The sequence below is a fragment of the Bacteroides sp. D2 genome, assembly GCF_025147085.1.
Lineage (GTDB): Bacteria > Bacteroidota > Bacteroidia > Bacteroidales > Bacteroidaceae > Bacteroides.
Genome location: NZ_CP102261.1, coordinates 5,804,172 through 5,817,078 on the forward strand (window position 1 = coordinate 5,804,172; position 12,907 = coordinate 5,817,078).

The window sequence follows — 12,907 nt, forward strand, 5'->3', positions numbered from 1 at the left end:
GTATATGGAAACATCTAAAACCGGTTATCAGGTTCAATCTTATGACGTTCCCGTCAAACGATATTGCCAAACCCTTGATTTACGCGATTCTCCGGAACTAATCGCCGAATATCGGAAAAGACATAGCCAGGCGGAAGCATGGCCGGAAATTCTTGCCGGTATCCGGGAAGTTGGCATCCTGGAAATGGAAATTTATATCCTGGGAACCCGACTGTTTATGATCGTCGAAACTCCCCTTGATTTTGACTGGGACAAGGCAATGGAACGCCTGAACACCCTTCCCCGCCAACAGGAGTGGGAAGAATATATGGCTATCTTCCAACAAGCCGCACCCGGAATGAGTTCCGCCGAGAAATGGAAACCGATGGAAAGAATGTTCCATTTGTATAATACTTAAAAAAATACCAGAAACAACCATGAAACACACCAAGCAGTCCATCATTTCGAAAGATGGCATCAGTTATCTTATACCTTTTATTCTCATTACCTCCTGTTTTGCGTTATGGGGATTTGCCAATGACATTACCAATCCGATGGTAAAGGCATTCTCTAAAATCTTCCGGATGAGTGCCACCGACGGGGCATTGGTACAGGTTGCCTTCTATGGAGGCTACTTTGCAATGGCTTTCCCGGCTGCCATCTTCATCCGCAAATATTCCTACAAAGCAGGTGTTTTGTTAGGACTGGGTATGTATGCTTTCGGAGCCTTCTTATTCTTCCCCGCCAAAATGACAGGTGAGTACTATCCGTTTCTGATTGCTTATTTTATTCTGACCTGCGGATTATCTTTCCTCGAAACAAGCTGCAATCCGTATATTCTTTCCATGGGAACGGAAGAAACAGCTACCCGGCGATTGAACCTTGCACAGTCTTTCAACCCGATGGGGTCACTTCTCGGAATGTATGTAGCCATGCAGTTCATTCAAGCGAAATTGCATCCGATGTGTACCGAAGACCGCGCATTGCTTAACGACAGCGAATTTCAAGCAATCAAAGAAAGCGACCTTAGCGTCCTGATTGCTCCTTATCTCATTATCGGACTGATTATCGTAGCCATGTTGCTTCTGATACGATTCGTCAAGATGCCTAAGAATGGAGATCAGAATCATAGAATAGACTTCTTCCCTACACTGAAACGTATTTTCACCCAAACGCGTTATCGTGAAGGTGTGATTGCCCAATTTTTCTATGTAGGTGCACAAATTATGTGCTGGACTTTCATCATTCAGTATGGAACACGCTTGTTCATGTCACAAGGTATGGACGAGAAAAGTGCGGAAGTACTATCTCAACAATATAATATCATAGCAATGGTGATATTCTGTATTAGCCGTTTTATCTGTACGTTCATTCTGCGCTATCTCAATGCGGGTAAATTGCTGATGATTCTTGCTATCTTTGGAGGTATTTTCACTTTAGGTGTAATCTTCCTTCAAAATATCTTCGGAATGTATTGTCTGGTAGCAGTATCGGCTTGTATGTCATTGATGTTCCCTACCATCTACGGTATTGCCTTGAAAGGTATGGGAGATGATGCGAAGTTCGGAGCTGCCGGCCTCATCATGGCTATCCTGGGAGGTTCTGTTCTTCCACCGCTACAGGCGAGCATCATCGATTTGGAACAAATAGCGTGGTTACCGGCTGTCAATGTTTCATTTATTCTTCCGTTCATCTGTTTTCTCGTAATTATCGGCTACGGTTACCGCACAGTGAAAAGAAACTGGTAAAATACATATCTAAAAATAGTGACGGTATCACATTGGTATACCGTCACCATCTCACTCGAATAGTGACGCCATCCCTACTGGATAGCGTCACTATTTTTTTCCTTTTCACAGTTAAGAGTTCATAAAAACACAGAACTTGAAGTCGTTTTTTTAGTTTCCTTTTTCGCATACTAATCTTGGCTTCTTAGTATTGTTAAATTATTTACATACATTTGTCTCATACCAACAGACCTGATAAACCTATGAGCCAAAACCAAGACCCTATTCATCTAGCCCGCCAATTCGAAATTATATTTACCACGCACTATTCCGCTGTTAAATATTTCGCTATAAACTTGCTCAAATCTGAAGAGGACGCAGAAGATATCATTCAGGATGTGTTCGCTAAATTATGGACACAACCGGAGGTCTGGCTGGAAAACAAAGACATAGACCAGTATATCTACGCCATGACTAAAAACACAACTTTCAATTTCATCAAACGCAAAAGACTGGAACAATTCTATCAGGAACAATTATCGCAGAAATATCTAATCGAAGACTTACTAAAATCCGAAGATACTCTCGACCCTATCTATTATAAAGAAGCACTATTAATCATCCGTCTAATTCTCGACCGCCTTCCCGAACGCCGCAGAAAAGTTTTTGAAATGAGCCGCATCAACAATATGAGTAATATGGAGATAGCACAAGCACTCAATATTTCCGTACGAACTGTGGAACACCAAATCTATCTGACCCTGCTCGAAATAAAAAAAACTATTTTTATTGCATTTTTCCTGTGTTTCTTTTAAGTAATCCCCCATTTTCGATTGTGCTAATAGTGTAACCACTAAAAAGAACAGCGCAAATGAGGAACTTTTTTCAGAAAATACTGATATTATTTACCGGCAATAACTATCCGGAAGCTACTCAAAATGAATTCTATCAATGGCTGGTAGATGAGGATCATGCATCCCAGAAAGAAGATGCTTTGAGAGAGCTGTGGAACAAAGCGCAACGGCAAAAAAACGTGAAAGGAATGCAGAAGTCTTACGAGCGCCTGAAAAAACAGGAAGGTATTCCAACCGTACCCAAAGAGAGAAGAATTCGCCCAATACATATATGGCAATCCGCAGCTGCTATCTTATTCCTCCTGCTTGCCTCTTCGGTCTATCTATCGACTGTAGGCGCAAAAGCGGAAACCGACTTGTTACAGCAATATATCCCGATAGCAGAAATGAGAAGTTTGACGCTGCCCGATGGAACAAAAGTGCAACTCAACTCGAAAAGTACACTTTTATATCCGCAGGAGTTTACCGGAGATAGTCGTAGTGTATTCCTGTTAGGCGAAGCCAACTTCAAGGTTAAGCCGGACAAGAAACGTCCGTTTATCGTGAAATCCAATGATTTACAGATTACTGCGTTAGGTACGGAATTTAATGTATCTGCCTACCCTGAAAGCCAGGAAATAGCAACCACTCTCATTTCAGGCAGTATCCGTGTAGATTATAACAATCTGACAACAAGTGTCATTCTCCATCCCAACGAACAGTTTGCCTATAACAGAAACAATAAGAAATATGATCTCTCCAATCCGGATATGGACGATGTGACAGCCTGGCAACGCGGAGAACTGGTTCTGCAAAAGATGACGCTGACGGACATCATCAACGTATTGGAGCGAAAATATCCTTATACCTTTGTATATAGTATCAAGAACCTCAAAAACGACAGGTTCAGTTTTCGTTTCAAGGACAACGCACCACTCGAAGAAGTGATGGAAATCATCGTGAACGTGGTCGGACAAATGGACTATAGAATAGTAGAAGACAAGTGCTATCTGACAAGAATATAACTTTTTAACCTTATATGCCATGCAAAAAAATACCCGGAACAGAGGCCTCACTCCGTCCCGGATATGAAATCTGAATTCCCAATATTAGAGTTTACTCTACAAATTACCTCGAAATAATTTAGTCAATAACCTAATACTAAGAAAATGCTACAAATTTATAAATTTATAGTAGACAAGAAGACAAAGGGAAGAAGTTTTATGCTTTTTTTCTGTTTGATGCTCGCCACAACAGTTTCCCTTGCACAAAATGGCGCTAAAATCACTATTAAAAAGAATAGTATATCTGTGATTGAAGCACTGAAAGAAGTTGAAAAACAATCCGGTATGTCCGTAGGCTACAACGATTCCCAACTGAAAAACAAACCGGCCATCACCCTCAATATAGAGGCGGCTTCGTTGGAAAATGCGCTCGCTCAAATTCTCAAAGGTACAGGTTTCACCTATCAACTGAAAGAGAAATATATCATGATTATTCCGGAACAAAAGAAAGAAAGCAACCCGACCAAAAAGATCACCGGTAAGGTAGTTGATGAAAACAACGATCCCTTGATCGGAGTGAACATCAAAGTGGAAGGCACTGCCGCCGGATCTATCACAGACATCGACGGGAACTTCCTGATCGAAGCTTCCACCGGAAATACACTGACATTTACTTATATCGGTTATACTTCAGGAAGCATTAAAGTCACCAACCAGAATAATTACCGCATTCAACTGACAGCCGATACGCAACAGCTATCGGAAGTTGTAGTAACTGCTCTCGGCATCAAACGCGAACAAAAAGCATTGAGCTACAACGTCCAGCAAATCGGAGCAGACAAGATGCCGGAAATAAAAGACGCCAACTTTATCAACAGTTTGAGCGGAAAGGCTGCCGGCGTTGTCATTAATGCTTCTTCTTCCGGTGTGGGAGGTGCCAGTAAAGTGGTGATGCGTGGTACAAAGTCTATCGAGCAGAGCAGTAATGCGCTATACGTCATTGACGGTATTCCGATGTATAACTTCGGCGGTGGAGGCGGTACTGAATTTGACTCCAAAGGTGCTACGGAAGCCATTGCGGATATTAATCCCGACGATATTGAAAGCATCTCTTTCCTGACAGGTGCGGCAGCAGCCGCAATGTATGGCAGCAACGCTGCCAACGGCGCTATTGTAGTGACTACCAAGCGGGGACAGATAGGAAAACTGTCAGCTACTTTCTCAAGCAGCATGGAATTTATGAACCCATTTGTATTGCCCAAGTTTCAGAATCGGTATGGAACCGGTACACGGGGCGATGCGGAAGGTTCTCCCATATTAAGTTGGGGGCCTAAACTGAATCCGGCCAACCAAACAGGATATGAACCCACCGACTTCTTTGATACGGGAGCGGCTTACAGCAACTCCATCACCCTCTCGACAGGTACGGACAAGAACCAAACGTTCTTTTCTGCCGCAGCAGTCAATTCAGAAGGGATGATTCCGAACAATAGGTACAACCGATATAATTTCACATTTCGCAATACGACTCATTTCCTGAATGACAAGATGAAATTGGATGTAGGAGCCAGTTATATCATACAAAATGACCGCAACATGACCAATCAGGGAGTTTATTCCAATCCATTGGTTTCGGCTTACCTGTTTCCACGGGGCGATGACTTTTCTCTAGTAAAAGCCTTCGAACGTTATGACGAAGCACGTAAAATCAATGTGGCTTACTGGCCGCAAGGTGAAGGGGATTTGCGTATGCAGAATCCTTACTGGATTGCTTACCGGAACGTCCGCACGAATGAGAAAAAGCGTTATATGCTGAATGCCGGACTGACATACGACATTTTGGACTGGCTGAATGTATCGGCACGTATCCGCGTGGACAACACCGACAATACTTATCAGCAAAAGCTATACGCAAGTACGATCTCTACACTGACCGAAGGCAGTACCCAGGGACATTACACCATCCAAAAGGTGAACGAGACACAGACGTATGCCGACTTCATGGTGAATATCAATAAACGCATTGACGACTTCACGGTAGTAGTCAATGCCGGTACTTCATTGAGCGACAACTCCAGTGATTTACTGGGTTACGGTGGTCCGATTCGCGACACGGGAGTGCCCAACGTATTCAATGTATTTGATTTGGACAATGCCAAGAAACGGGCAACACAGGAGGGTTGGGAAGAAATGACGCAATCTATTTTTGCCAGTGCGGAAATAGGATGGAAAAGCATGCTGTACCTGACGTTGACCGGACGTAACGACTGGGCTTCCCAGTTGAAAGGCTCGAATCCTACTTCTTTCTTCTATCCATCGGTAGGTCTTTCGGCAGTAATCAGCGAAATGGTGACATTACCCAAAGCGATTGATTACCTGAAAGTACGCGGGTCATTCAGTTCTGTGGGTACCCCCTACCCGCGTTTTCTGGTACAACCGACTTACAGCTATGACCCTACCAAACAGGACTGGAACGCCAAAACCCATTATCCTATCGGCAAACTGAAACCGGAACGTACCGACTCCTGGGAAATAGGTGTGGACGGAACTTTCTTCAAGGATTTCAAAGTCAGTGGTTCATTCTACTATGCCAATACCTATAACCAGACATTCGACCCGAAAATCACCGTGTCTTCCGGCTATTCGACTCTTTATGTGCAAACCGGTTATGTACGCAATCTCGGTGTCGAGGGGCTACTCTCTTACGGACATACATGGCGCGACTTCGGATGGAACAGTAACTTCACTTTCTCCTGGAATAAAAACAAAATTGTGGAGTTGGTTAAGGACTATGTGCATCCCGAAACCGGAGAAATCGTCAACAAAGACCGCCTTGAACTAAAAGGACTGGGATATACCAAATTTATCCTGAAAGAAGGAGGCACACTGGGAGACCTGTACACGAATGCCGACTTCATACGTGACGATAAAGGCTATATCCAGATAGACAAAAATGGGGATGTCGCCAAAACGGATAATCTACCTGACATCAAATTAGGCAGCGTATTTCCTAAAGCAAACCTGGCATGGAACAACAGCTTTTCTTACAAAGGTATTTATGCGGGATTCCAATTAAGCGCCCGCCTGGGAGGTATTGTTTATTCAGCCACACAGGCTGCTCTCGACCAATATGGCGTATCCGAAGCATCTGCTGCCGCCCGTGACCGTGGCGGAGTACTCGTCAACGGACGTAGCTGGGTGAACGCACAGCAGTATTACGAGATTGTAGCTACCTCAAGCGGGCTGCCGCAATATTATACGTATAGCGCTACAAATCTGCGTTTGCAGGAAGCTCACATCGGATACACCATCCCCTGCAAATGGTTGGGTAATATCTGCGACATCAACGTCTCTGTAGTGGGACGTAACCTGTGGATGATTTATTGCAAAGCACCTTTCGACCCGGAAGCGATTGCCACAACAAGCAATTTCTATCAGGGAATCGACTACTTCATGATGCCCAGTACACGCAATTTTGGTTTTAATGTAAAGATTAACTTCTAAAACTATGAATACTCAAATGAAAGAATACAGAAAAGCAACCCTCCGACTGGCATACCTGCTAACGCTGATGCTATGGACGGGAAGTTGTATCGATATGGATATCAATCGTAATCCTTACGAGACAACGCAGGATGAACTGATGCGCGAAAACCATATCATCGGTTCGTCTCTAAAGAGCATGGAAGCATTGGTGGTCCCCACACAAGAGCATCTTTATCAATTTGTGGAAGCGATGTGCGGAGGAGCCTACGGGCGTTATTTTGGAGAGACGCGTGTGGGTTGGACTGAAAAATACTCGACTTATAATCCCAAATCGGACTGGTTGAAGGCTTCGTTCTCCGATCCTATCTCGGAAATGTATCCTTCCTACCGGGATATTATCAACCGTACCAATGACCCCGTCGCACTGGCATTCGCCAAGATTCTGCGAGTCGCTATCATGCACCGGTCTACGGATATGTTCGGACCGATTCCCTATACCAAAGTATTGGGAGATAAAACGGAAGGTGACGGCCTTAGTGCTCCTTATGATTCTCAAGAGGAGGTTTATGTGGCTATGTTCAAGGAATTGGAAGAAGCAGATGAAGCTCTGAAGGAGAATCTCGGTCTAAGTGCGGAAGGATTTAAGAAACTGGATAATCTTTATTATGGAGATGTGCGGAAATGGTATAAATACCTTCACTCGTTACAGCTTCGCATGGCCATGCGTATCGTTTATGTGAAACCGGAACTGGCCAGGGAAATAGCCGAGAAAGCCGTAGCCGCAGGTGTGATAGAGAACAACGAGGACAACGCACAACTGCATGTGGAGGAGAATCGTTCGGCTCTCTGTTTCAATGATTGGAAGGATTACCGGATAGCTGCGGAAATCGTTTCCTATATGCAGGGATATAACGATCCGCGTCTGGAAAAATACTTCACCCAGGGAAAGTATCAGGATGATACCGATTACTATGGGCTACGCATTGGTATTCTTCCTTCCAAAGTGACGGACGACGAGTTGATACAAACCTATTCCAACCGTTTGATGACTGCCAATGATACGTATATGTGGATGACTGCCGCCGAGGTCACGTTCCTTCGCGCCGAAGGTGCCCTGCGGGGATGGGCAATGAGCGGAGATGCCCAACAGCTATATGAGAAGGCGATCACCCTTTCCTTTGAGCAATGGGGCGCAAGCGGAGCAAGCGGATACTCCCAGAATAAAGCATTGGTGCCGGGGGCTTACAAAGACCCGAGAGGTACATACAGCGCCCAATCTCCGAGCAGCATCACCATTGCCTGGAACGAGGACAAGGAGAATACCCGTTTCGAAGAAAACCTGGAACGTATCATTACTCAAAAATGGATTGCCATGTTTCCTCTGGGCATTGAAGCCTGGTGCGAACATCGCCGCACAGGGTATCCTAAATTCCTTCCGATAATGGACAACAAGGGAGTGGGAATCACTAACCTGACACTGGGAATACGACGTCTCTCCTATCCTGCCGAAGAATATCAGCTGAATGCGGAAAATATGCTTGGTGCCCTGCGAAAGCTCAATGGAGAAGATAATGGCGCTACCCGCTTATGGTGGGACTGCAATCCGAATGTAAAATAATGTGGAACTTAAACCCAAGATACAATGAAACAGAATTCATTCATAAGTGTCATATTGACCGTAGCCTGCTCACTGATGTTCGTTGCCTGTAGCGACTGGACAGAACCGACACCGGTTGATTACAACCCTATATTTCCCGACGAACAAGACCACAGCTTGTATGAAAAATACGAGCAAAGTCTGAAAGAATACAAAAACCGGAAGCATACGTTAATGTTAATACGTTTTGCCAACAATCCGGGTACGACATTGGGCGAACAGGATTTCTTGCGTTCCTTGCCCGATAGCGTAGATTTTGTGGTGCTGACCAACGCTGATAATCTGTCCGTATATGATAAGGAAGACATATCCAAACTCAAACGAACCGGCACCAAATTTCTCTATTACAAGAATTTATCCGAATTCTACGACCAATGCGAAGAGACAGAAAACCTGGAAGAATTCAAAACGAAAATGAATGCGGCATTGAAAAACGGGGAGAGTGATGAATTTGACGGTTATTATGTGCAGTTTGGTCGTGCCGGAAGTATGATGCATGTCGATTTCTTCAATGAGGTAACGACGGCTATCCGGGAAAAACTTGCCGCTATCGGCGGTCCGAAAGCTAATAATGGAAAGTTGGTTTTCTTTGATGGCATCGTCACATTTACAGTGGATTATAGCGGAAGATACGAAGAGCCGTTCATCGATTTGGTAGACTATTTCGTGGATGGGCAAATTGTGTTGCTTGAAAGCTCACTCGAAATAAAACTGAATATGAGCCAACCTGTAGGTTTCTATGGAAAAATGCCCAAAGAGAAAGTGATAACGACAGCCACTCCTCCGACCGATGACGGTAAAACCGGTATCATCAGCCGGGAAGATTTGGATGTTATACAAACCTCGGAAGGGATGGCCTACATCATCAATCATTTCATCACAGGACTGGGTAACAATGGTCCGCTGGCAGGAGTTTCTATCTACAATGCCAATGAAGATTATCTCGCCACCGATGGGGTGACTAACTACCGCCGTATACGTGATGCTATCCAAAAACTGAACCCATCACCGATTAATTAATGAAAGGAGGAACTATGAAACGATATAAAATAATCATCTCTCTGGCTGCAATCATCTGCGGACTGATGATTGCCTGTGACAATACGGATTACAGTAATAAAGCACCATTCGACAACATGGTCTATATCAAGGAAGCCAGTAACAGCAATTCAGAAAGAGTGACTTTCCGAAATACGCTGAATGAACAGAAACGTGCCTTCAGCGCCAAGTTGACTTACCCGGCAGGAAAAGACATCGTAGTGAAGCTGAAAGCGGATCCCGGACTGATAAACGAATTCAATGCCCGGCACGGGACTGATTATGGAATGCTGGATAGTAAATATTATAGCCTGTCGAACAGCGAACTGATTATCAAAGCCGAAAAGAGTGAATCATTGATTGATACGATCTATTTTAATAACCTGTTAGATTTGGAGATTGATAAAACTTATCTGGTTCCGCTCACCATCTCTGAAACGTCGGGTGGCGTTCATCTATTGAACGGTTCGAAAACATTGTTCTATCTGGTGCGCCGTTCAAGCGCTATCACGGTAGCCGCCAACCTGAAAGACAATTATCTGGAAGTGCCTACTTTCCTCGACGAAGAGAAAAATGCCTGTCTGAAAGAATTAGGTCAGATTACCATGGAAGCACTGGTATATGTAGAGGACTTTACATACAGCGGACCAAGCAATACGGCCGGTGCATCGGATATCAGTACGATCATGGGAGTAGAACAGCATTTCTTAATGCGTATAGGTGATACAAGTTTCCCACGCCAACAGTTGCAGATGCAGGGACCGGACGGAGTCAAATTCCCCGCCGCCGACAGGGCTAAGTCACTGAATGCAATGACATGGTATCATATAGCGCTGGTGTACAACGCCAAGGAACATTTTATTGCCTATTATGTGAACGGACAACTGCAAAGTCAGGATATCTCTTATGGAAAAGGAGCTACTGTGGATATCTGTGGAACGCCGGATTGCGAATTCCAGATAGGACGCTCTTATGAAGATGAGCTACGGCAACTCAACGGTAACATCGCAGAGATACGTATCTGGAACACTTGCCGTACGAAAGAGGAAATCTGGACGAATATGTATAAAGTGGAAGATCCTGAAAACGAAGAAAGCCTGCTTGCTTACTGGAAATTTAATGAAGGTGAGGGAAACATTGTCAAGGACCATTCGAAACACGGATTCGATGCAGTATCTGCCGAACCTCTTGTGTGGCCGACGGGAATCGAAATTCCACAAATCAACAAGTAATCATTCACTTTAAAGATAACCATGGACATGAAAAGAAATATAAACTTCAAAAATGTTCTCTGCATGGCTGCCATTACATTAGTAACCGGCATGCTAGGAGGCTGCGAAGATAATTCCATTGCCACTCCCGTAGGTAAATTACCTAACGAGACGGCTTTAGATAATAACTTTGGCATGCTAAAATGTGATATGACAACCAGTGACCTGGAAATCACCATGACCAATACCAAGACTCCCGATTTTGCATTCTTCTACCAAACGGTGAAGCCGGTGGCACAGGACACCCGAATCACAATGAAAATCGACCTCGACTTAGTAGACAAATACAATGAAGAACACGGTACGGAATACCGGAAAATGTCTACTATCAGCATTGAGGGCATCAGTAACGATGGTGCAATGACTATTAAGGCAGGAGATACAATGTCGGATACTATCATGGTACGCCTGAATCCGCTAGGCACATTGCATGATTATTCTTTGCTCCCTATTACCGTAGAACTACCGGAAGAAAGCGGAATTCGTCCGTCACGGGATAGTAATGAAATCTATTACAAGATTTATTATAAACGCTCTACTTATCCGTGGTTGAGCCCGATGAAGGCTGATATGAAAAAGTACAAGATGGTAGGGTTTATTGATGGCGAAAAAGTCAACGCCTCCATTGCCAAAGAATTTATCATGGTATTATATGATAATGAAACATTCGGTCCCGGACATTATGAGTTATGGGAAACGTCGTGGTATGCCTATTTATATGACATCATTAATGTGAATGCCGCAACACTGGGATATGCGAATGGAAAAGTGACTCTGAACCAATCAGCCAATTTCAAAAAGCAGTTAAGCAATATGTCGTCACTCTCCAGCTATGGTATAAAGCGTTGCGTCACCCTTAAAGCAGAAGGGACCGGCTTGGGATTCTGCAACCTGACAGATGAGCAGATTACAGCCTTTGTAGCGGAAGTCAAGAAGCTCGCCAACTACCGTGTAGATGGCATTAATCTCATGGACGAAGGTGCCGAATATGGTATAAACGGACATCCGGCTGCCAATGCGACCTCGTATCCGAAGCTCATCAAAGCACTACGGGAATCTTTAGGCAAGACCAAACTGATTACAGTTACCATAACGGGTGATCCGGCCGGTTCACTAGCCTCCGAGGCTGCGGGTATCAGAGCAGGTGAATATATTGATTATGCCTGGACATGGGTAAATACCAAAATTATGAATCCATGGGAGGATAGCTCGATTGAAAAACCAATAGCAGGACTGGACAAATCTCAATATGGCGGTTTCAGCACCGACGAATATACGTTCGATTATGAAAATGACGAATCGTATCCGGAAACGTTACGAGAAAAGTTATATGACAAAGGTCTTGGCAAACTTTACATAATGCGTAATATCCCTTTCTGGTCGGACGCACTGGAAGCAACACCATATCATGCTAACATAAATGCAGGGGCAGCAGCCTTTTATAGAGTGGAAGGAGGCCATAAATATGAACCGGACATCAACTATTTGCATAATGGTAAATACAAGGATATGAAAGGGGATAAAAACTATTACGAGATGTAGAATTATCAATTAAACAGGGGAGGAAAAACAAATCCTTTCCTTACTAACAGGAGCTTATGCGCCTATTATCAGTAAAATAATATAACCGGAATTTTAACCATCTATTTGGTTAAAGTTCCGGTTTCACTATTTCCACCAAATATCATCAATTAAAATAATACAAAAACACAACACTTATCACCTACAAAACAACACCAAACAATAACAATACACCATTTGCCAATAACTCATCATTTATTTATTATACCAAATCATTACTTTTACTCCGCAAAAACAAACTATATTTCAATAAAGAAAATATGTTTACTTTACCTTAGGAATTACATATGAAAAAGCATATTGTGATACTGATAGCCCCAAAAGATTACAG

At 43.7% G+C, this 12,907-nt stretch carries 9 protein-coding genes; all 9 read left to right on the top strand.

The features are described 5' to 3' along the window. The first annotated feature begins 4 nt into the window (after nucleotides 1-4). The 9 genes from NQ505_RS21900 to NQ505_RS21940 all read left to right on the top strand — a co-directional run bounded on the left by NQ505_RS21900 (nucleotide 5) and on the right by NQ505_RS21940 (nucleotide 12,537). Nucleotides 5-397 (top strand): L-rhamnose mutarotase, encoded by a 393-nt coding sequence (locus NQ505_RS21900; protein ID WP_008999654.1) that lies wholly within the window; start codon nucleotides 5-7, stop codon nucleotides 395-397. Between the two features lie 19 nt (nucleotides 398-416). Beyond that, complete coding sequence (gene fucP / locus NQ505_RS21905) at nucleotides 417-1,727, top strand: L-fucose:H+ symporter permease (protein WP_004300178.1); 1,311 nt, start codon at nucleotides 417-419, stop codon at nucleotides 1,725-1,727. A gap of 242 nt (nucleotides 1,728-1,969) precedes the next feature. Further along, nucleotides 1,970-2,521 (top strand): RNA polymerase sigma-70 factor, encoded by a 552-nt coding sequence (locus tag NQ505_RS21910; protein ID WP_032853651.1) that lies wholly within the window; start codon nucleotides 1,970-1,972, stop codon nucleotides 2,519-2,521. Between the two features lie 56 nt (nucleotides 2,522-2,577). Beyond that, entirely contained in the window at nucleotides 2,578-3,564 is a 987-nt protein-coding gene (locus NQ505_RS21915) for a FecR family protein (protein WP_008999652.1), read from the top strand. 144 nt (nucleotides 3,565-3,708) lie between these two features. Beyond that, complete coding sequence (locus tag NQ505_RS21920; protein WP_008999651.1) at nucleotides 3,709-7,047, top strand: TonB-dependent receptor; 3,339 nt, start codon at nucleotides 3,709-3,711, stop codon at nucleotides 7,045-7,047. A gap of 4 nt (nucleotides 7,048-7,051) precedes the next feature. Then, the gene (locus tag NQ505_RS21925; protein WP_004300183.1) at nucleotides 7,052-8,647 is read left to right on the top strand and encodes a RagB/SusD family nutrient uptake outer membrane protein; all 1,596 of its coding nucleotides are present in this window, start codon (nucleotides 7,052-7,054) and stop codon (nucleotides 8,645-8,647) included. 24 nt (nucleotides 8,648-8,671) lie between these two features. After that, nucleotides 8,672-9,706: a glycoside hydrolase family 18 gene (locus NQ505_RS21930; protein WP_004325674.1), complete on the top strand. Its 1,035-nt coding sequence runs from the start codon at nucleotides 8,672-8,674 to the stop codon at nucleotides 9,704-9,706. A gap of 14 nt (nucleotides 9,707-9,720) precedes the next feature. After that, the gene (locus NQ505_RS21935) at nucleotides 9,721-10,956 is read left to right on the top strand and encodes a DUF1735 and LamG domain-containing protein (protein ID WP_004317800.1); all 1,236 of its coding nucleotides are present in this window, start codon (nucleotides 9,721-9,723) and stop codon (nucleotides 10,954-10,956) included. A gap of 27 nt (nucleotides 10,957-10,983) precedes the next feature. Beyond that, the gene (locus NQ505_RS21940; protein ID WP_004317799.1) at nucleotides 10,984-12,537 is read left to right on the top strand and encodes a BT_3987 domain-containing protein; all 1,554 of its coding nucleotides are present in this window, start codon (nucleotides 10,984-10,986) and stop codon (nucleotides 12,535-12,537) included. Nucleotides 12,538-12,907: the final 370 nt, after the last annotated feature.

Excerpts from the sequence above, each read along its gene's own strand:
- NQ505_RS21915 (WP_008999652.1), top strand. The coding sequence starts at position 2,578 with ATGAGGAACTTTTTTCAGAAAATACTGATATTATTTACCGGCAATAAC.
- NQ505_RS21910 (WP_032853651.1), top strand. The coding sequence starts at position 1,970 with ATGAGCCAAAACCAAGACCCTATTCATCTAGCCCGCCAATTCGAAATT.
- NQ505_RS21930 (WP_004325674.1), top strand. The coding sequence starts at position 8,672 with ATGAAACAGAATTCATTCATAAGTGTCATATTGACCGTAGCCTGCTCA.
- NQ505_RS21940 (WP_004317799.1), top strand. The coding sequence starts at position 10,984 with ATGAAAAGAAATATAAACTTCAAAAATGTTCTCTGCATGGCTGCCATT.
- NQ505_RS21935 (WP_004317800.1), top strand. The coding sequence starts at position 9,721 with ATGAAACGATATAAAATAATCATCTCTCTGGCTGCAATCATCTGCGGA.
- NQ505_RS21900 (WP_008999654.1), top strand. The coding sequence starts at position 5 with ATGGAAACATCTAAAACCGGTTATCAGGTTCAATCTTATGACGTTCCC.
- NQ505_RS21925 (WP_004300183.1), top strand. The coding sequence starts at position 7,052 with ATGAATACTCAAATGAAAGAATACAGAAAAGCAACCCTCCGACTGGCA.
- fucP (WP_004300178.1), top strand. The coding sequence starts at position 417 with ATGAAACACACCAAGCAGTCCATCATTTCGAAAGATGGCATCAGTTAT.
- NQ505_RS21920 (WP_008999651.1), top strand. The coding sequence starts at position 3,709 with ATGCTACAAATTTATAAATTTATAGTAGACAAGAAGACAAAGGGAAGA.